Below are 19955 nucleotides of genomic sequence, written 5' to 3'. Positions count from 1 at the left end.
CGGAGTGGATCCTGAGGCCCTGTTCCGGCCGTCCCCGTAGGAAGGGGCGGCCGGAACAGGGCCTTCTGCATGCCTCGCGGTGGTGTCCGATGTTGCGTTGTGTCAGGCGGCGGGCGCCACCGCCCCGGCCGCGATGGTGACCCGCACCTCCCGGGTGGTGCCGTTGACGGTCACGGCGAGCGTGACCGAACCGGGCCGGAGCGCGGTGAGCGTGCCCGTCTCCGGGTCCAGCGCCGCGATGTGACGCCGTCCGGCGGTCCCGGTATCACCGATGTGGACGTCCGGCGACCCGGTCCAGTCGGCGCTGAGGGGGAAGGCGGCCGGCACACGGCCCGCTCCCTGGGTGACGCTCGCGGTGACCTGGGCACGCTCCCCCGCCACGAGCTCCGCTGGTGCGTCGAGGGACAACGCGTCGACGTGGGCGCGTGTCTGCACGGACACCCAGTCCGGCCCGCCGCGCCACGGCTGCTCACGCGCCCGGGTCTGTTCGCCCCGCGGGACGTGGTCGGCTCCGATCAGGGACCACCCCGTGAAGCCGCCCGCGTCCGCCGGTCCGGCCGGGGTCTTCCCCGAGTTGCCGTTGACCAGGTACGGAACCCCGTCGACGTGGGAGGCGTGGAACACCCCGACGTGGCTCCCGATCATCGCCGCGCCCTTGCCGGTCGTACGCCGGAAGTCGGCGAGCCACTGTTCGATCAGGGCAGCCTCCTTGCGGTCCCCGAGCCGGCTCCCCTGCTGCGCGGTGGGATCACGCGGCGGCACGTGCTCGATCAGCATCACGGACCCGACGGAGCGGTCTTTCGCCGCCGCGTCGAGCTGGGCCCTGAACTCCTTGATCTGGGCGATGCCACCACCACGCAGGCCGAGGCTGGAGGTGTCGAGGGTGATGACCCGGGTCCCCTCGTGGTCGAAAGTCCGCTGCGCCGGGCCGAACCGGTCGGTGAAGTCGTCGATCGTGCCGCCCATCACCTCGTGGTTGCCGGGCACGTAGTACCAGGGCAGCGCGTCGCCGAGTTCCTCCTGGAGCACCTGCTGCGCGAAGTCGAGGTCGGCGGGTGACCCCTCGTCGACGAGGTCCCCGTTGACCACCAGGAAGTCCGGCCGGGCCGCCCTGATCTCCCGGAGGGTGCGCCGGGCCTGCCGGACGATCGCACTGTCGGGGTCCCGCGCGACGAACTGGGCGTCGGACATCACCGCGAAGCGCCAGTCCCGGCGTTCGGTCACAGCGGCCGTGTCGATCAACGGGTCTGCGGGCGCGCGCTGTTCGGGAATGTCGACCGTCGGCGGCACCTGGGCTGACAGGTCGTCGATCACGATCTCACCCGTGTACTGCCGTGCGGCGGCGGTCTCGGCGAGGTAGAAGCGGTACACCGACAGCGGCGTCGCCACCCCCGGCGGCACGGCGAAGGTGACCTGCCGCCAGCCGGTCCAGGTGATGTACGGCCCCCGGAGCAACTGGTCCGAACCCGTTGCGTCCTTCAGGTGCAGCGTGGGCCAGGCACCGTTCCCGTCCCCCTTGATCCAGAGCGTGTACGACTGGGACTGTCCCGGCACGGGAACGGGCTGCGGCGGCGCCGCGTAGGCCGCGCGTGTCGCCGTCGACCGGGTGAAGTCGTAGGTGAGGCGGAGGCCCGTACCCGTGTGCCCCTCGGGTGTGGCGGCGAGCGCGCCGTCCGCGCGTGCCTGGCTGAACTTCCAGGTCCCGGCGTCGTCGAAGGACGACACGGCCTGCTCGGTGAGGCCGACGCTCACCGCGAGGGTGGTGTCCGCGCCGCCCACGGCTGCCTTGATCAGTCCCGCTCCCGCTCCGGTGCGCGACCTCACGGTGAAGGATCCGCGTCCGTCGTCGGCGATCTCGAACAGCGCGTGGTCGTAGTCGAGGGTGATGTCGGCCGGCTCGACGGGGGCGCTCGCGCCGTGGGCGTCGAGTCCGACGATGCCGAAGCGGCCCGTGGCCTGCGCGCCCGCGAGCCCGACCCGTGTCGTGGTCGGCATGACGCGGGTCAGACGGTCGAGGACCGTGAGCCTCGTCTCACCGTGGACGCCCGCCCGTTCGGCCCGTACCTCGGTGGTTCCGCTGCGGCGGGCGGTGAAGGTGCCCTCCCCGTCGATGCTGCCGACGGACGGGTTCGCGGCGCGCCAGTGGGGGGTGCCGGCCGCCGGGCCGTACGTCTCGTCGTAGCCGGCGGCGGTGAGCCGCCTCGTCAGACCGGGGAAGACCCGCTCGGGGTGCCCTCCGGCCACCGGGTCGTCCCCGGGGGCGACGCCGGCCGGGGTGCGGGTCTCCAGCCAGAAACCGCGCAGTCTGCCGCTGCCGTCGGGGGCCGTCAGCGCGAGGCCGTTGGGGACGGTGCGCTCGCTGCCGTCGGACGGGCTGTTCTCCACCTGGAGTGCGTCGCTGCCCGGCTCACGGGCGACGAGTGTGGAGGAGCCGCCGCCGTCGAGGTTCAGCGCGCTGTAGGAGCCGGCGCGCCGCATCATCGCGCCGAGTTCGGTGAGCGTGACACCGCCGCTGTCGGTCTGACGGCCGTCGACGGTGAGGACCTGCATGGTCCGGCCGTCCTTGGAGAAGCCCACGGCCGTCCGGGGCGCGGCGGTGTTGTTCCCCTCACCGTCGTGGTTCTGCGCGACCCCGTCGGCGACGAGCAGTTCCCGGCCGCCCACCGCCGTGCGCGGGACCACGCCGCTGTCGGTCCGGGCGCGGTACTCGATGCTCACCGGATCACCCGGTGCCAGGGCCGAGAGCAGCCCGGCCCCGGCCTCGCGGCCGACGAGCACGACGGTGTCCTCGGGCACGGGCTCCGCCCCGGGCGTGCCGGACACGGAGGCGACCTTGCCGTCGCGTACGGCGACTTCGGTCACCGGCCGCGCGTCGTCGACGGTCAGGGCCCGGTCGGCGGTGCCCCAGGCCGAGGTGTAGGCGCCCACTCCCTGGGCCGGTACGTTCGCCGCGTTGTAGGCGGCGAACGGGTGCGGGCCCGACGGCAGGGTGAGCGTGCCCTCGAAGTACAGCTCCAGGACGCGGCCGGCGTTCCCCGGCCCGATGCCCACCGCCCGGTTGATGCCCGGGGCCGGGGAATGGACCGTCAGGCCGTCCTTGATCCCCGGGCCCTGTGGTGCCCCCGTCTGGTTGATGTCGAAGAAGTCGGCGTTGACCGCCGCCACGGTACGGCGCCCGCGCCCCGGATCGTGCCCGGCGGCGAGCTCGGAGACCGTACTCCGGTCCGCGACCCTGCCGGTGGAGAGGTAGTCGGCCCGCACGTCGTCGCCGTCCAGGTCCACCGAGAGGGCGTCGACCCTCAGCCACTTGTCGGACTCCAGGCGGTCGTACGAGTCCAGCCGGACGCCGGGGGCGATGGGCCGGGATGCGCGGGCCGTCTCGATTCCGTCGCCGTCGACGACGGATGCCGCCTCGCCGGGCGGACCGCTGGCGGGCGGTGGCGATACGGGTCTGAGGATCTCGGCTGCGGTGTGCGGGCGGGGGTCGGGACCGGAGTCGGCGGCCGCGGGTGCGACGGCTCCCGCCGCCATCGCCGACACGGTCGCCAGCAGCACGAGTGGCCGCAGGGCACCGCGGAGTGTGGCAAGGCCCACAAATCCTCCTGATACGGAACGGATTGCGCGCAGAAAGCGCTGTCGGCCGCCAGCATGGCCGGACACGTCGGCCCGCACCAGAGGGCAACAGGGACATCAGGAGGAACGAGGTGCGCCGAAGGAGTGATGCCACGGCAGCGGGGTGTCCGGATGCTCGGCAGGCCTACCGCGTGGGCAGACTGACGCCATGACGACAGTCAGGCGCAGTGCCGGGGTCCTGCTCTTCCGGGTCGTGAACGGCGAGGACGGCGGCCGGGACGCCGAGGTGCTCATCGGCCACATGGGCGGCCCCTTCTGGGCGCGCCGCGAGGCCGGCGCGTGGTCCGTCCCCAAGGGCGAGGCGGAACCCGGCGAGGAGCTCCGGACGGCCGCCCGCCGGGAGTTCGAGGAGGAGCTGGGACTGCCGCTCCCGGACGGGACGTGGGTGACGCTGGGCGAGAACCTCCAGGCCGGCGGCAAGACGGTGTCCGTGTGGGCCGTGGAAGCCTGGCTGGACCCGTCCCGGGCCGTGCCAGGGACCTTCACCATGGAGTGGCCCAAGGGCTCCGGTGTGCGGCGGGAGTTCCCGGAGATGGACCGGTTCGCCTGGTGCACCCCGGAGGAGGCCTCGGAGCGCCTGGTCGCGGGACAACGGGTCTTCATCGAACGTCTGCGCGACTATGTCCGGGACGGGCGGGTGCCCTCGGAGGAGTAGGGGCTGCCCCGTGTGCGCTCAGCGGGTGTGCGCACCCGGCACGACGCGGCCTGCCCCGAGTTCGAGGTGGTCGCCGGCGAAACGGCATCGGAAACTGCGGTCGTGCGAGACGACGACGACCGATCCCGTGTACCGCTCGAGCGCGGCCTCCACCTCCTCGGCCAGGTCGAGCGCGAGGTGGTTCGTCGGCTCGTCCAGGACCAGGAGATCCGCCGGGCGGACGACCAGCCGGGCCAGGGCCAGCCTGCGCTGCTGTCCGACGGAGAGGTCGGCTACGGGGACGTGCAGGTCCTCCGGGCGGAACAGGCCGAGGGTCAGCAGTTCGTCGGCGTACTCGTCGGGGAGCCCCGGCCGGCCCGCGGCGAAGGTCACGAGCAGCGTACGGCGTGTGGGGCGCGGAGGGAGTTCCTGCGGGAGGTAGCCGACCCTGCCCCACCGCCGGACCGTCCCGGCATCGGGTGCGAGGTCGCCGGCCAGGACACGCAGGAGCGTGGTCTTGCCCGCACCGTTCGGCCCGGTGACCAGAAGCCGCTGTCCCCGCATCAAGCGCAGTGAGGGCAGGTCCAGCCGGCCGGTCACGACGACGGACTCCAGCTCCGCCACGGGGCCCCGGTCCCGGCCGCCCGCCGGGTCCGTGCCCGGATCCGCGGAAGAGGAGCCGCCCGGGGCGACGGCGAGCTCCGCGGTGAAGCTCAGCGGACGGGGAGGCGAGGGGACCGGGAAGCGGCGCAGCGCTTCCAGCCGGGTCCTGGCAGCCCTGACCCGTCCCGACAGTTTGGCCTCGTGGGACCTGCGGTGCTTGCCGAAACCCTCCCCTGGATCCTTGCCGCTCCCGGCGAGGCGCTGCCCCGCCACGCCCACCAGTGCCTCGGTGCGTGCGACTTCGGCGAGCCACTCCTGGTGTTCCTGGGCCCAGCGGCGGCGGGCGGCGGTCTTCGCCGTCCGGTAGCCGTCCCAGCCGTCGCCGTACCGCCTGACGCCGCGCAGATCACGGTCGACCTCCAGGATCACGGTGGTGGTCCGCTCCAGGAACGCCCGGTCGTGGGTGACGGCCACGACGGTGCCGGGGTGCGCGCGGAGGTGTTCCTCGAGCCAGCCGACGGCGGCGTCGTCGAGGTGGTTGGTCGGTTCGTCGAGCAGGAGGAGTCCGGGCGCCGCCGCGAGGACGCAGGCGAGGGCGAGCCGGGCCTGTTCACCACCGGACAGCGTGCCCAGCTCGCGGTCCCGCGTGACGGCGCCGAGGCCGAGGCCGTGCAGGGCCGCGTCGGTCCTGGCGTCGGCCTGATAGCCGCCGCGTTCCTCGTACCGCGACAGCAGGTCGCCGTACGCGGCGAGGCTCGTCTCGCCGGGATCGCCGTCGGACATCGCCTTCTCGGCCGCGGCGATCAGCCGTTCGAGCGTCCGGAGCTCGGCGAGGGCCGCGTCCACGGCGTCCTGCACCGTGCGCCGGGGGTCGAGTGCGAGGGTCTGGGCGAGGTGGCCGGTGCCGCCGGGGAAGAGTGCGGTGATGTCACCGGCGTCCGGAGCCTCCGCTCCGGCGAGGAGCCGCAGCAGCGTGGACTTGCCGGATCCGTTCTCGCCGATGACACCGGCCTTCTCCCCCGGCCGGATCGTGAAGGACACCTGGTCGAGGACGCGCCGGTCGCCGTACGCCTTGCAGACGTCGTGAACGGCCAGTTGGGCATGACGGGGGTGTGGACGCATGGGTGCTTTCCCTGAAGTGACGTGTCCTGGCGCGCGCGTGGGCCGCCGGGGGGCGGAACGCACCGCGGGACCGGAGTGCCGGACGGCGGAGAGGAGCGCCGCCGACGGCGCGCCCCGTGCGGAGCACGCGGCGTCACCCGGCGGCGTCACGGCCGGGAATCAGAGAAAGAAGTAGTACGTACCCATGACGTCCACCGTAGCCGTGCGGGGCGGGGCCGCGCGAAGGGTTTTGTGCCCGGCCGCCATCCGCCTGCCGCTTGCCGTCTCTGCGGGTCAGGTCACGGGCTCCCGCTCGGGCGGGTCACCGACCCGGGCCCCGCCACCCCGACTTCCCGGCGGGTCCCCGCCGCCCGGTGGCCTGCTCATCACGAGCACGGCGACGTCGTCGCGGCGCACACCGCCGGAGAACTCCTGCAGGTCGGTCCGGAGCGCCTCCAGGAGTTCGGCGGGCTCGCGGCCGGTCCACTCGGCGAGCCGTTCGTCGAACGGGTAGAAGGCGCCGGTCGCGTCCCTCGCCTCCGTCACGCCGTCGGTGAAGACCAGCAGGGTCGCGCCGGGCGGGAACGCGACCCACTCGGCCGCCCGCTGCTCGCTGCTGAGCTCCGCCATGCCGAGGGGCACCGACGTCCGGTCCAGAGTGACGACGGAGGCCGTCCCGTCGCGCAGGAGCCGTGGGAGCATGTGGCCGCAGTTGACGACCCGCACCTTGTCGCCCGCGTCGAATCCGAGCAGCAGCGCGGTGACGAAGCGTTCCGTCTCGCCGATTTCGGCGGAGTAGGCGTTGTGCCGCACGACGGCGTCCTCGACCGCATCCGCGACCGCGGTGAGCTCCGGCTCCCGGACGGCGGCCTCCCGGAAGGCGCCGAGAGCGGCGAATCCCGCCCCGATCGCCGGGAGGCCTTTTCCCTGAACATCACCGATGATCACCCGCGTTCCGTGCGAGGAGTGCACGACCTCGTAGATGTCGCCGCCGACGAACCGGTCCTCCTCGATCGGCTCGTAGATCCCATGGACGCAGACCTGCACCGTCGTGACCGGGAGAGGGCGCAGGATCTGGCGCTGGAGCGCGACGGTGGCCGAGCGCAGGCGGGCCATCTCGGTGGCGTGCCGGATGCGCGCGGCGCACGCGACGACTCCCAGACCGCTGGCGAGGGCTGTGAAGCCGATGAGGAACACCACGTCCCAGAAGGCGCCGGTAGACGTGATGCGGGACGCCACGACCACGCACGTGACCCAGAGCGCGACGAAGCTCGTCTGCCGGACCGAACAGAAGACCGAGGCCAGCGCAGGCAGCACCACCAGCAGCGGGATGAGTGGAAGCTCCTGGCCCGTGAAGGCGTCGATCAGGACGACCGCGGTGGTCAGGAGGACGAGCCACAGGGCGAGCGCCCAGTTCCCGATCCGGGAGGCACCTGCCGCCCTCTCCTCCGGATCGGTCCCCGGCAGTGGTGGTGTGCGCGCCACCGACGGGCGCCGGAGCCCTCTGACCACGGCACGCCTCCCGCCTGTTCGTCGGTTATCGGCCCACTTGTTCCAAGTTACCCGCCCTCCGCTCCGGGGTCCTGACGTCGCCGGGCAGGGGGGTGTCCGAGGGAACGAGGGCGGAGAGAAAGGAGGTCGTACGCCGCAGAGTGAAGCCCAGGCTCTCGTACAGGCGGATGGCGGACGTGTTCGAGGCGGCCGCGTGAAGGAAGGGCGTGTCGCCGCGCTCGCGGATGCCGTGGGCGACGGCCCGGACGAGCCGGCCGGCCAGCCCCTGGCCGCGCGCCGACTCGTCGGTGCAGACGGCGCTGATCTCCGTCCAGCCGGACGGGTGCAGCCGCTCCCCCGCCATCGCGACCAGGACTCCGGCGCGACGGATGCCGAGGTAGGTGCCGAGTTCCACGGTGCGGGGCAGGAACGGGCCCGGGCGCGTGCGAGCGACCAGGTCGAGCATGTCGGCTACGTCCGCGGGGCCGAGGAGCGACGCCTCGCGATCGGGTTCGGCGGCCACGGAGTCGTCCACCATCTGCACACCCGTGGCCTGGAAGACGATCTCCCAGTCGGCCGGCGGCGGCTCGCGGAAGGCGGTGAGGGTCACGGAGGCACCGGCACCCGCGAGCGCGGCCACGTCGGACCAGTCCTGGGGCCCCGGGTCGTCCGGCAGGGCGAGCCAGGGCGTGACGTCGGGGTGGTAACGCAGGACGCGGCCACGCCGTTCGGCGAAGCGGGCGTGCGGACCGGTCAGCGAGGAGCGGGCCGGATTGTCCAGCGGATGCCCCGGGAGCGCGGGTCCCGTGGCCCCGATGGGGCTCGCGCCCGCCGACGGGTCCACGGGGGTCCGCGTGGCCCCGGACAGATCTCCGGGGGCGGGCGGCCGCGCGGACGCGGGCGGGCTGGTGGGCGGGCGTGTGGCCTCGGACATGGCTTTCTCACTCCGGTCGGTATCGGCAGCCGGCGACACGGACGAGAAGCCGATTCAGCCTGCACCTATTCCCTCGCCCCCGGACTGTTCACGTGAGCGCAATGAACGCACCCCTCTCCACGTCCACGCCGGGGCCGGCGGTGGGGCGGGGCGGACCGAGAAGGTGGAGCACGGGGCGAATACGTGGAGGGTTCGGCAATTCGTGTACCGCGGAGGCCGATCCGTCCCCAACGGGCCGCTCACTGTGGCACCCTGGTTACGGCCGCCCCACCGGGCTCCCCCGTACCGGTGGGGCGGTTCCTTGTGCTCCGGCGCATGCGGGCCCCCTGCGCCGCGCACCCCACGAGGTGGTCACGCCGAGCCCCCGCCGAAGTGGCGTCGGTCCGGCTCAAAACCTCGCATGCATGCATGGGTTGGCGCCGACCGAGCAGGCGTCCGCACCTCGTGGTCGACGACCGGAAAAGCGTGACGGGATGACCCCGCGCACTGCCCGGACCACGGGTGCGGCCCCGGGCCGGCAGCGCCGCATACCAGGAGGAGCCGGGCATCTCCCGGATGCACGCGTCCCGGCTGCTCGGCCGCACACTCGGCAAACTGCGCAGCGGCATGCCTGCCCAGGACCGACACCCCTCGGGCGCGCGGCGGGCGCCGCCGGGGGGGGCCAAGCCGCGCGGGCGTCTGTTGCGGCCGCGTTGCAGATTCGTGGCCAGGTGCACGACCTGCTTCCACCCCGGCACGTCCGCCCTCTACGGTCCGTTGACAGTACGCCGCCGACGCCTCGCCACCGCGCTCGCGCGGACACGGTCGAGACCGGGCGAGTACGCCGTTGCGCGCAGGAACCGCCCTGCACCTGCCCACCGCTCGACCGCACCGCTTCCCCGCCCGCCGGATGACCCTCCTCTCCCCTGGAGCGCCCATGAGTTCCCTGCCGCCGTCCGAAGCCGCGTACGACCGGATGCGGCTCCGGCAGTGGTCCCGAGGCCGCGCGAGAAGCGCCGGTATCGATCGCCGCGATCTGCTGCGCCTGATCACGGCCGCCTCATTCGCGGCCCCGCTGGTGCCGGCCGCCGCCGCCTCCGCCCGCGCGGCGGTCGCGCCGGCGGGGATCGTCAAGTCCCTGCCTCCGGAGCTGTTCACCGTGCGCGGCACGAACGCCGAGACGAACTTCGCGGCGCTGCGTGGCACCGGCCTGCTCACCCCCACGGACCGCTTCTTCGTCCGCAACCACACGGCGACCCCGCTCATCGACGTGGCGGACTGGAGACTCACGGTGTGGGGCGACGGGCTGGAGGGCGGCCCGGTGGACTTCACGTACGAGGCGTTGCGGGCCCTGCCGTCGGTCAGCCGCACGGCGTTCGTCGAGTGCGCGGGCAACGGCCGGAGCTACTTCACCTCGCAGCAGGGACAGCAGGTGAGCGGCACAGCGTGGACCCTGGGCGCGATCGGGACGGCACGCTGGCGCGGGGTGCGGCTCGCCGAGGTGCTGCGCGCGGCGGCCGTCGGGAGGAACGCCGTGGACGTGCTGCCGCGCGGCCTGGACGCGGAGGTCGTGAGTGACGGCACGAACCTCGGCCGGGTCCGCCGTCCCCTGCCGGTGGCGAAGGCGCTGGATGACGTGATCCTCGCGTACGAGATGAACGGTGAACCGCTGCCGCCCGATCACGGTGCCCCGGTCCGCCTGATCGCGCCGTCGTGGGTGGGCATCGCCAACATCAAGTGGGTCGGTGACATCGAGGTGAGCGCGGAACCGCTGCTCACTCCGTGGAACACGGGCCTGTACCGGCTGTTCGGCCCCGGCCACCCGCCCGAGGGCAGCGCGCCGCTCACCCGGCAGACACTCAAGAGCGCCTTCGAACTCGCTCCCGGCGCCTCGTTCGCCGCCCGTCGCAGGCACCGTCTCACCGGCCGGTCCTGGTCGGGCGGTGCTCCGGTGCGCCGTGTCGAGGTCAGCACCGACGGCGGCACCGTGTGGCACAGGGCCCGGCTGCGCGACGAGCCGCGTGCGGGGAGCTGGGTGCGCTGGACCGCCGACTGGGTTCCGCGGACGACGGGGCCCGGTGTGCTCCTCGCCCGCGCGACGGACCGGTCGGGCCGCACCCAGCCCGTGACGGCCGCCCACAACACCCAGGGCTATCTCTTCGACGCGGTGGTGAGGCACCCCGTGACCGTCGTCCGAGTCGCCGCTCCGCGCAGTGGTGACATCGCGTCAGGAGCACGCCGGCGGGGCTCCGTCCGACGTCATGACGCGGAACCCCCGGCATCGCGCTGATCGGCCCGGCCCGCGAAGTACGTGGCGATCATGTCCTGGTCCCCGTGCCCCGCCGCCTCCGCCCGGGTGAACCGCTCGGCGGAGGCGGCGACCAGGTCCAGTCTCACTCCGGACGCCTCGGCGGCATCGAGGATCAGCCGGGAGTCCTTGAGCGCCGTGGAGAGCGCGAAGCTCGGGCTGAGGTCACCGGAGAGCACCGCCGCGGACTTGCCCTGCAGATAGGGCGTGTCCAGCGGACCGCCCTTGATCGCGTCCAGGAACAACCGCGGGTCGAGTCCCAGGCCCTCGGCGAGGTTGAGGCATTCGGCCACGCTGTTGACCATGTTGATCACCCAGGTGTTGGCCACGAGCTTGAGCCGGGTGGCGGCTCCCGGCTCCTCCCCGACCCACACGGTGCGCCGGCCGATCGCGTCCAGCACGGGCTGCGCCGTCGCGCGGGCTTCGGACGGGCCCGCGACGAAGACGGTGAGAGCGCCCTGTTCCGCGGGCTGTTTCGTACCCGAGACCGGGGCGTCGAGATAGACGAGGCCCAGTTCTGCCGCACGGTGCACGAGATCCGTCGTGGCGTCGAGCCCGACGGTGGAGCACTGCAGCCAGGTCTGCCCGGGACGCAGACCGGGCGTCGCCGCGTCGAGCGTCTCCGTGACGGCCCGGCCGTCGTTCAGCACGGTGAGGACGACGTCCGCCCCGCTCACCGCCTCCTCCGCGGTGTCCGTCACGGTCGCACCGTGCGAGGCCAGTGGCTCGGCCCTGGCACGCGTGCGGTTCCAGACCCGGACGTCCAGCCCGGCCCTGAGCAGGCTCCCGGCCATCCCGGAGCCCATGATCCCGGTGCCGAGGACGGCGACGGTCGGTGTACCGGGGGCGGCGTCCGCAGGCTGCGGGGTGGTCATGGGAGGTTCCTCTCGTCGGTACGGAGTCGGTCGGGGGCCGGTGCGCGGCGAGCGTGCCGCAGCGCGCCCTCCAGCACGGCGCGGTGAACGGCTCTGGCGAGTCGCGCTCCCCAGTGCGAGCGGGGTCCTGCGAACGGTTCGCCGGGGCCGGCCTCCGGTGCGGGAGCGGCGACGCACACGGCGTCCGTCGGGGTCCCGGAGCAGTCGAGTCCGGCGTCCACGAGCGCCTGGACCTTCGCCTCGGTGGCGGTCGCCACGGCGTTGACGAGGGCGGCGTCGGAGAGGGCGACCGGAAGGGTGACGACGATGTTGACGGTGCCGGCGGGCAGCGGTCCGTCGGTGCCCTCGGCGGGACCGGCGGCCCATCCCCGCACGCCGAGGCCACTGGTGACCGTCGCGGTCACACCGCCGTCGTCCGCGACGGTGTGCGCGGTGACGTCGGCGGCCGTCATGAGTCCGGCGCCGGGGCCCGTCAGCGCCTCGGAGGCCGCGATCTCCGCGAGGTGGCGGTCGGGGTCGAGGCGGGGGTAGCCGCCGGGGACCTGGGCGTTCAGGATCCAGCAGCGCGGCCCGAGGCCTCCGCCGAGCACCGCGCTGCTGCACACCCGCCAGCCGGGGCCGAGCCGCCACACGAGGTGGTGCAGGGCGGCACCGTCCTCGTGGCGTGCCAGCAGTTCGCCGCGCTGCCGGGGCAGGTCGACGCGTGCGGAACCGATGGTGCACCCCCGGTGTACAGGCCCGCTCGTACACCCCTCGGCGTACGGCCTGCCGACGGCCGGCAGCAGCCCGTCGATCATACGGGCGGACGTTGTCCCCGGATGCGGGCGCACCCAGGAAGGCCCTCACCCGAATGGCGTAACGGAGTCGGCGGGCCCGATATCTGCCCGGAACGGGGCCACCGCCCATCCCGGGTAGCCCCGGCCGCTCGGCGTCCAGGCCGGGAAGTTGCAGCGTCCAACCGGGTGAGGCGCGATGGAATCCGGACGCGCCTCACCTGCTGGACCCACCTTCAGGACGCGCCCGGGCGAGGAGGAATCGGCATGGGAGCCGCTGACGGTTTCACGGATTCCGGAGAGCTCGACGGTCTGACCGTCTTCGACAGTGACGGCGAGAAGGTCGGCACGGTCGGACGGGTGTACGTCGACGACGACACCGGCAAGCCGGACTGGATCACGGTCAAGACCGGCATGTTCGGCATGAAGGAGAGCTTCGTGCCGCTCGCCGGAGCCCGTCGCGTGGGCTCCGACCTGCACATCTCGCATCCGAAGGAGCGCGTCAAGGAAGCCCCTCGGGTGGACGCCGACGCGCACCTGTCCGTCGCCGAGGAGGAAGAGCTCTACCGGCACTACGGGCTGACCAGGAAGGGCGCCGGTGCGGGCGGAGACGCGCGCACGACGTCCGGGACCGGCACGGCGGCCATGGGCGCCGCCGGGGCGGCCGGGGCAGCGGGTGCGGCCGGCACCGCCAAGGCCGGTCAGGCGAAGACCTCCGGCACCACGGCCGGCACGGGTGCCGGGGCAGGCACCGGGAAGCACCGCGACATGGACACCTCGTCGACGTCACGCCCGCTCGCGGGAGCCGGGGCCGAGCGTTCGGCCACGGGTGCCGGCGGCCGGGAGGAGATGATCCGTTCCGAGGAACAGCTCCAGGTCGGCACGGAGGAGTACGAGAGCGGCAGGGCGCGCCTGCACAAGTACGTCGTCACGGAGAACGTCACCAGGACGGTCCCCGTCTCCCACGAGGAGGTCCGTCTCGTACGCGAGCCTCTGCGTCCGGGCGAGAAGACGACGGGCACCAAGGACCTCGGCGAACAGGACGTCGAAGTCACCCTCCACGCCGAGCGAGCCACCGTCCGCAAGGAGGCGGTCCCCGTGGAGCGGGTTCGTCTCGAGACCAGCAAGGTCACCGAGCAGAAGGAAGTCTCCGCCGAGATCCGCAAGGAGAAGATCGACTACGCGGACGGCAAGGACGACATGGGCAGCGGCAAGGACATGGGCGGCGAGTTCGGCCAGGGACGTCGTCGCTGACCCCCTCACACAGCGGCGACCGGCCGCGCGGCAGTAGCGAGGGGCGGGCCCGGGAGGTTCACGGGACCGCCCCTTCGCCGTGACCGCGCGGTCCGGGAACGGTAACGCCCGGCAGGAACCGTACGGAGGGGCGTCCGCCCGGCCCGGCCGGTGTCACCACGGCGCGCACGCGGTAGACGTCGGCGATGAGCTCCTCGGTGATGACCTCCGCGGGCGTTCCGCCGGCCACCACGCGGCCGTCCTTCATGACGGTGATCCGGTCGCAGAACATCGCCGCCAGGTTGAGGTCGTGCAGCGCGATGACGGCGGTGACGGGAAGGGCTGCCACCAGCGAGAGCAGCTCGAGCTGGTGCTGGATGTCCAGGTGGTTGGTCGGCTCGTCGAGCAGGAGTTCACGCGGCTGCTGGGCGAGTGCGCGGGCGATCTGGACGCGCTGTCGCTCACCGCCGGACAGGGTGTGCCAGGACTGTCCGGCGCGGTCGGCGAGGCCGGTCCGGGCCAAGGACTCACGGACGGCGGCCTCGTCCTCGGGACCGGGCGCGGACCACGCGCGCCGGTGCGGGATGCGGCCGAGGCGCACGACGTCCAGGACGGTCAGGTCGACCTGGGTGGCGGCGTGCTGTTCGACCACGGCGATGCGACGCGCGACGGCCCTCCGGCCCGTCTCGGCGAGGGTACGGCCGTCGAGGGTGACCACACCGGTGCCGGGTACGAGCACGCCCGCCATGACCCGGAGGAGGGTCGTCTTGCCGGACCCGTTGGGCCCCAGGAGGCCGACGGTCGTACCGGGCGGCGGGGCGACGCTGACTCCGTCCAGGACGATCCTGCCCCCGGCCTCCCTGCTCACGCGGGCCGCGCGGAGTCCGTCGCCCGGGGTTCCGGTCGCCTGTTTCTCGCGCGTCACGCGCTCCTCCGGGTGCGGTACAGGACCAGGACGAACGCGGGCACACCGATGAGGGAGGTGACCACCCCCACCGGCACCTCCTGGGGGTCGAGGACGGTCCTGGCCAGGGTGTCGACCCAGACGAGGAACACCGCACCGGCGAGCGCCGTCACCGGGAGGAGCCTTCGGTGACCCGAGCCGGTCAGGGCCCGTGCCGCGTGCGGCAGGACGAGGCCGACGAACCCGATGGCGCCCGCAGAGCTGACGAGCGCCGCCGTCAGCAGCGCCGTGGTGCAGAGCAGCACGGTCCGGGTCCGGGCGACGTGGACGCCGAGTGCTGCCGCAGCGTCCTGGCCGAAGGCGAAGGCGTCGAGGGTGCGTGCATGTCCGAGACAGATCGCCAGCGTCACGCCCAGCACACCGGAACACATCCACACGTCGGACCAGCCGACCCCGCCGAGGGAGCCGAGCAGCCAGAACAGGACGCCCCGCGTCTGCTCGGCGTCCGCGGCCGTCATCACGACGAAGGAGGTGAGCGCGGAGAAGAGCTGCATGGCCGCGACCCCGGACAGGACGACCCGGTCGGTGGAACCGCCCAGGCTGTGGCTGAGCAGCAGGACGAGCGCGAAGGAGAGCAGCGCGCCGGCGAACGCGCCGGCCGAGACCGACAACGCTCCCCCGCCGGCGCCGAGGACGACGACAGCGACAGCCCCGGTGGACGCGCCGGAGGAGACCCCGAGGACGAACGGGTCGGCCAGCGGGTTGCGCAGGAGGGACTGCATCACGGTCCCGGACACGGCGAGCCCGGCCCCGCAGACCGCGGCGAGCAGGGTGCGGGGCATGCGCAGGTTCCAGATGATGCCGTCCCGGATGGGGGACAGCCGCGCCTCTCCGATGCCGAGGTGGGCCGCGACCGCGGACCAGACGTCGGGGACGGAGATGCGCGCGGGGCCGATCGTGACGGCGACCGCGACGGACAGGAGCAGCAGAGCGGCGCCGGCGCTCCACAGGAGGCCGTCGCGCAGGATGCGCCCGGCTCCCGGCCTGTCGACCGCCGCCGTGCGCAACCGTACGGCCCGGGTGTGTCGGGTGTCCGTCACCCCGCGAGTCCGAACGTGCGCAGCCCGGCGGCGACGCGCTCCACGCCCTCCACGGTCCGGATGCCGGGATTCATGGCCTGGCCGCTGAGCAGGACGTAGCGCTTGTGCCGGACGGCGTCCATGTTCTTCGTGGCGGGGTTGGACTCCAGGAAGTCGATCTTCTTGCGTGCGCTCTCGGCGGTCTGGGACTTGCGGGTCAGATCGCCGATGACCAGGACGTCGGGGTTGCGGTCGGCGACCGTCTCCCAGTTGATCTGGGGCCACTCCTCGTGCGTGTCGTCGAAGACGTTCTTCGCTCCGAGTTCCTCGGTGATGATGCCCGGGGCACCGCAGCAGCCCGCAAGGTAGGGGGATTCGGAGTTGGCGAACCAGTAGAGGAGCGTGGCTCCGGACGCGTCGACGTCGGCGGTGGCCGCGCCGATGCGGGACCGGAGCTCGGAGACGAGCGCGTCCCCCCGCTTCGGCACGCCGAACACCCGTGCCAGATCGCGCACTTCGGTGTAGACGCTGTCCATGGTCAGGGGCTCGCTGCGGGATCCGTCACCACCGCCACTGTTGTCCTTGGCCGCGCAGTCGGCGGGCGCGACATAGGTGGGCACCCCGAGGTCCTCGAACTGTTCGCGCGGCGCCACACCGCCCTTCGCGAGGGTCGAGGCGAAGGAGGCGCTGACGAAGTCGGGTTCCAGGCCGAGGACCTTCTCCGAGGAGGGGCGGTTGTCCGCGATGCGGGGGACCTTCGCGTTGGCCGCCTCGAGCCCCTTCATCACCGGGTCGGTCCAGGTGGAGGTGCCCGCGAGGCTGTCCTGCAGACCGAGGGAGAGCAGGATCTCCGTCGACCCCTGGTCCAGGGAGACCGCGTGGTGCGGCTTCGCGTCGACGGTCACCGTGCGGCCGCAGTTCGCGAGCGCGACGGGATAGCCGTCGGCGCCGGAGCCGTCCCCGGCGCGGGCGGGTCCTGGGCCGCTGCCGCCGCAGGCGGTCAGCAGGACAAGCCCCGTGAGGAGCAGGGCGGTTCGGCGTACGGTGCTGGATATGGGCGGCACGGAGTCCCTCGGCGTCTCTGGGCTCTTGCGCGAAGCCCGGTACGGAGTTCCGCTCCCGGTGCGGAAGCGGGTGCCAGCAGGTCTTCGGACTCGGGTTCGTCCGGACGGGGCGCCTTCCCGGGGCACCCGAGGGTGTCCCAGTGGCCGTGGCCCCGCCCGTCCCCCTCACCGCTGCGCGTCAGCTCCGGATTCGCACCGGATTCCCTGACTCCACGTGGAGTGTGACTGGCGTCTGCAAGCTATCACGCGGCATTTCGCCGGTTTCCGGGGCCGTGGCCGGTACGACGGGGTGCCGGGCCGCACCGGCACCCCGTCGTACCGGCACCTCCCGCCGTCGGGCGCGTCAGGAGCGGGGGCGAACCGATTCGCCGCGGTACGCCGACGGCTTCGCGCACCGGCGCGTCAGCACCGACACCGTCCCCCAGTAGGCCAGCAGCACGACGCGGAGGCCGAGGATCTCCAGGCTCTCGCCCAGCCGTCCGTGTGCCGCGCGGACGGCGCTCACCGGACATCCGCCGAGGCGGTGTGCCACGGCGCGCCGGGGTCGTCGTACGCATCGGCGTAGTCCGCCCCCGCGATCGGCCAGTCCGCCAGCAGTTCGGCGGGCAGTGCGAAGGAGTCCGCCAGTTGCGGGGCGTGCGCGGCGACGGCAGCGATCAGGTCCTCGGTGGTCTCCGCCAGGCACTCGACCTGATCGGGGCTCAGGAATCCGGCGGCCAGGAGATCACCGCTGTTGCGGGCCACCCACTCCACGGCGAACAGCCGCTCCAGCTCTCCCACCCGGTCTCTGGCCTCACCGTCGGGCAGAGCGCGTCGCGCTTCGGCGTACGCCTCGGCGGCCTCGCGGTAGGCGTAGGCCTCCACACCGCGCAGGGCCGGTCCCGAGGCCGCGTTCCACCGCCCGAGGACGTCCGCATCGGGGGCTCGCAGCGCGCGTGCCCTCGCCCGGGCGAACCAGATGTCCTCCACGGCAGCCAGCAGTCGGCCGAGGAAGCGCGGGTCGTCCAGATCGCCGGACTCCGGTTCCTCGGGACCGTCCTCCCGGGGGGCGGCGGCGAAGAGCATGTCGGCGGCGGCCTTGGTGTAGAGGGCGATGTTGTCGCCTTCCGCCGTGATGGCTCCCTCCACTCCGGTGACCAGCTCGGTCATGCCGTTGTTCTCCAGCAGGGCCTGTGCGCCGCAGCGTTCGCGGCTCTGCACGATGACCTCGCGGGCCCGCCAGGTGATCCAGGCCTTGCCGACGTCGACCAGCCTCACGGCCTCGCTCCGGCCCGCCTCGTCCGTACATGCCTCCCACCGGTCGTGCGCCCTGCGGTGCAGCAGGCTCATGGCGAAGACAGTCGCCATGGCCGAGGCGAGCGGGCCGTGGTGGGTCCGGTGGGCGTTGACCGGCACCGGCGGGGTGCCCCGGGAGCCCGGGATGAACCGGTGGCCGCCGTATCGCACGGCGACCGCCAGCGTCGCCCGGGCCGAGCCCGCCGCGCAGGCGCTCAGGGCGATCCGGCCGGGGGTGACCCGTCCGATCGCCGTCAGGAAGCGCCGCCGCCTGTCCCCCGGCTCCGTCCTGAACTCACCCCGGGGGCCGTCTCCCTCGTCGTCCCCCAGCAGGGCGTCCCGCGCGACGAACAGCCGGTCGAAGGACGTCAGGCAGTGGTCCACCGGGCTGCCCATGCGGGCCGGCAGCCGCCGCACCCGGACCCCGGGCAGTTCCTTTACGTCGTCGGTGAGCCGCACCAGGAAGAGGCGTACGCCGTGGTCGGCGCCGTCGGCCAGCAGGCGCGCCGCGACCAGCCCGGACTTGGCGCCGCCCGCCGGGCTGGTGTTGGGCATGAACTTCTGCGCGCCCGCGTTCGGGGTGTGCAGGACGAACCCGTCCCGCGCCCGGTCGTAGGTGGCCGTGGTCTCCATGGCGGAGGCGTTGTTGCCGTGCGCGACCTCGGTGCAGAGGAAGGTGCCGATGCGCCGCATCGAGAGGTGGTCGGACAGATCGCGGCGGCCGGTGCGGTCGTGGTCGAGCAGACTGCCGAGGAAGAGGTTGTAGTGGATGCCCGCGACGGTGGTGAGCGCGGGGTCCACGGGGCCGAGCCAGGCGTGCAGGGCCGCGAGCGCCCGCAGGTCGGCGGCGAGACGCGCGCCGTTGTCGAGCGAGCGGTTGAGGATCCGCAGGCGCTCGTAGGCGACCGCCAGGCGCTCGTCGGGTGTTCCCCCGGCGGGGCGGCGGAACGGTTCTGTGCTGATCAGCCGCTGCCAGAAGCCGTGTTCGCGGCGGAAGTCCGGACCGAGGAGGACGCCGGTCAGCAGCTCGGCGGTGGACGGTGGGGCGGTGTCGGTAAGGGTCACGGTCATACCGAGTTGAACGACCGGACCACGGGGAGGACACCCTTGTCACTCGGGGGCAGTCACGCTGGTCAGAGCGGTTGCCAGCTCCTCACGGTCGGGGGGCAGCGCGCCGGCCCGGCCGACGGTGACGGCGGCGGAGGCCACGGCGTGGCGCAGCACGTCACCGAGCACGGCGGGATCCAGGGACCGGAGACGTGCGCGCCCCCGCGCGCCGAGCAGGCCGTGCGAGGCCAGGGCGTGCAGCGTGCCGGACATGAAGGCGTCGCCGGCGCCCACGGTGTCCTCGATGCGGACGGGCGGCGCGCCGACGCGCACCACGGTGTCGCGCAGGAACGCCAGCGCACCGTCGGCGCCCATGGTGAGCAGGACGACGGCCGGGCCGGAACGTACCCAGCGGGCGGCGGCGCTCTCGGGGGTCTCCTCGGGGTACAGCCGGCGCAGGTCCTCGTCGCTGGCCTTGACGACATCGCTGACCCCGACGAAGTGCTCGGCGCGGCGTACCGCGTCGGCGTGGTCGCCCATCAGCGCGGGGCGCACATTGGGGTCGTAGCTGACGGTCGCCGTGGTCCGCAGGTCCTCCACCAGGTCCAGGACGGTGCCCGCACCGGGTTCGAGCCCGGTGGCGACGGATCCGGTGTGCACGTGCTGCGGCGGCTCCCCCGGCCGGTCCACGTCGCCCAGCGTCCAGGTGATCGCGAAGGTGTACGCGGCCCGGCCCTCGTCGTCGAGTTCGACCGTGGCCGCCGGGGTGGGCGCCCCGCTCCCGTCCGTCAGCACCCGCACCCCGGCCGACACGAGGTGGTCCCTGATCAGCCGGCCGTCGGAGTCGGGGCCGAGCTGGGTCAGCAGTGTGGTGTCACGGCCCAGCCGGGCCAGCCCGTACGCGACGTTCGCGGGGCTGCCGCCCGGGTGGGTCCGGTCCGGCGCGCCCGGCGTCCTGACGATGTCGGCGACGCATTCGCCGATGACCAGCAGGGCGGGGCTGTCGGGCATGGGCGGCGGGT

General features: G+C 73.3%; 15 protein-coding genes and 1 riboswitch. Of the genes, 3 read left to right on the top strand and 12 right to left on the bottom strand.

Features of this window, described 5'->3' with window-relative positions; translation table 11 throughout:
* Nucleotides 1-102 precede the first annotated feature (102 nt).
* Entirely contained in the window at nucleotides 103-3531 is a 3429-nt protein-coding gene (locus tag OG206_RS29770; RefSeq protein ID WP_327122441.1) for a phosphodiester glycosidase family protein, read from the bottom strand.
* 250 nt (nucleotides 3532-3781) lie between these two features.
* Here OG206_RS29770 and OG206_RS29765 point away from each other — a divergent pair, with 250 nt between their 5' ends.
* Complete coding sequence (locus OG206_RS29765; protein ID WP_327121537.1) at nucleotides 3782-4288, top strand: NUDIX domain-containing protein; 507 nt, start codon at nucleotides 3782-3784, stop codon at nucleotides 4286-4288.
* An 18-nt stretch (nucleotides 4289-4306) separates the two neighbouring features.
* Here the strand turns inward: OG206_RS29765 and abc-f are convergent, their stop codons facing one another.
* The 3 genes from abc-f to OG206_RS29750 all read right to left on the bottom strand — a co-directional run bounded on the left by abc-f (nucleotide 4307) and on the right by OG206_RS29750 (nucleotide 8396).
* Nucleotides 4307-5992 carry a ribosomal protection-like ABC-F family protein gene (gene abc-f, locus OG206_RS29760; RefSeq protein WP_327121535.1) on the bottom strand — a complete coding sequence of 562 codons (1686 nt, stop codon included), beginning with the start codon at nucleotides 5990-5992 and terminating at the stop codon, nucleotides 4307-4309.
* A 273-nt stretch (nucleotides 5993-6265) separates the two neighbouring features.
* Complete coding sequence (locus tag OG206_RS29755; RefSeq protein WP_327121533.1) at nucleotides 6266-7483, bottom strand: PP2C family protein-serine/threonine phosphatase; 1218 nt, start codon at nucleotides 7481-7483, stop codon at nucleotides 6266-6268.
* A 25-nt stretch (nucleotides 7484-7508) separates the two neighbouring features.
* On the bottom strand, nucleotides 7509-8396 hold the full coding sequence (locus OG206_RS29750; protein ID WP_327121531.1) for a GNAT family N-acetyltransferase: 888 nt from the start codon (nucleotides 8394-8396) through the stop codon (nucleotides 7509-7511).
* Nucleotides 8397-9312: 916 nt separating this feature from the next.
* On the opposite strand from OG206_RS29750, the gene OG206_RS29745 reads away from it, so the two are divergent.
* Nucleotides 9313-10665, top strand: a complete 1353-nt coding sequence (locus OG206_RS29745) for a sulfite oxidase (protein ID WP_327121529.1) — start codon at nucleotides 9313-9315, stop codon at nucleotides 10663-10665.
* On the opposite strand, the gene OG206_RS29740 is transcribed toward OG206_RS29745, so the two are convergent.
* Nucleotides 10635-11558, bottom strand: coding sequence for an NAD(P)-dependent oxidoreductase (locus OG206_RS29740; protein ID WP_327121527.1), 924 nt, complete (start codon nucleotides 11556-11558; stop codon nucleotides 10635-10637). The genes OG206_RS29745 and OG206_RS29740 overlap by 31 nt on opposite strands.
* A complete protein-coding gene (locus tag OG206_RS29735) occupies nucleotides 11555-12355 on the bottom strand; it encodes an adenosylcobinamide amidohydrolase (RefSeq protein ID WP_327121525.1) in 801 nt (266 codons plus the stop codon). The genes OG206_RS29740 and OG206_RS29735 overlap by 4 nt, the downstream gene beginning before the upstream one ends.
* A gap of 243 nt (nucleotides 12356-12598) precedes the next feature.
* Between OG206_RS29735 and OG206_RS29730 the strand changes: the two genes are divergently transcribed.
* Complete coding sequence (locus OG206_RS29730; protein WP_327121523.1) at nucleotides 12599-13585, top strand: PRC and DUF2382 domain-containing protein; 987 nt, start codon at nucleotides 12599-12601, stop codon at nucleotides 13583-13585.
* Between the two features lie 58 nt (nucleotides 13586-13643).
* Here the strand turns inward: OG206_RS29730 and OG206_RS29725 are convergent, their stop codons facing one another.
* The 6 genes from OG206_RS29725 to OG206_RS29700 form a co-directional block, all read right to left on the bottom strand.
* The gene (locus OG206_RS29725) at nucleotides 13644-14489 is read right to left on the bottom strand and encodes an ABC transporter ATP-binding protein (protein WP_327121521.1); all 846 of its coding nucleotides are present in this window, start codon (nucleotides 14487-14489) and stop codon (nucleotides 13644-13646) included.
* Complete coding sequence (locus tag OG206_RS29720) at nucleotides 14486-15535, bottom strand: FecCD family ABC transporter permease (RefSeq protein WP_442805971.1); 1050 nt, start codon at nucleotides 15533-15535, stop codon at nucleotides 14486-14488. The genes OG206_RS29725 and OG206_RS29720 overlap by 4 nt, the downstream gene beginning before the upstream one ends.
* A 29-nt stretch (nucleotides 15536-15564) precedes the next feature.
* Nucleotides 15565-16611, bottom strand: a complete 1047-nt coding sequence (locus tag OG206_RS29715) for an ABC transporter substrate-binding protein (RefSeq protein WP_327121519.1) — start codon at nucleotides 16609-16611, stop codon at nucleotides 15565-15567.
* 58 nt (nucleotides 16612-16669) lie between these two features.
* A riboswitch (cobalamin riboswitch) is annotated at nucleotides 16670-16856 on the bottom strand.
* A 98-nt stretch (nucleotides 16857-16954) separates the two neighbouring features.
* On the bottom strand, nucleotides 16955-17116 hold the full coding sequence (locus tag OG206_RS29710; protein ID WP_327121517.1) for a hypothetical protein: 162 nt from the start codon (nucleotides 17114-17116) through the stop codon (nucleotides 16955-16957).
* Nucleotides 17113-18957, bottom strand: a complete 1845-nt coding sequence (locus tag OG206_RS29705) for an acyl-CoA dehydrogenase family protein (protein WP_327121515.1) — start codon at nucleotides 18955-18957, stop codon at nucleotides 17113-17115. The genes OG206_RS29710 and OG206_RS29705 overlap by 4 nt, the downstream gene beginning before the upstream one ends.
* Before the next feature lie 39 nt (nucleotides 18958-18996).
* Complete coding sequence (locus OG206_RS29700) at nucleotides 18997-19944, bottom strand: carbohydrate kinase family protein (protein WP_327121513.1); 948 nt, start codon at nucleotides 19942-19944, stop codon at nucleotides 18997-18999.
* Nucleotides 19945-19955: the final 11 nt, after the last annotated feature.

The sequence above is a fragment of the Streptomyces sp. NBC_01341 genome, assembly GCF_035946055.1.
Classification (GTDB): domain Bacteria; phylum Actinomycetota; class Actinomycetes; order Streptomycetales; family Streptomycetaceae; genus Streptomyces.
The sequence above is the reverse complement of the archived record's forward strand: the minus strand, read 5'-3'. Positions and strand labels throughout refer to the sequence as shown.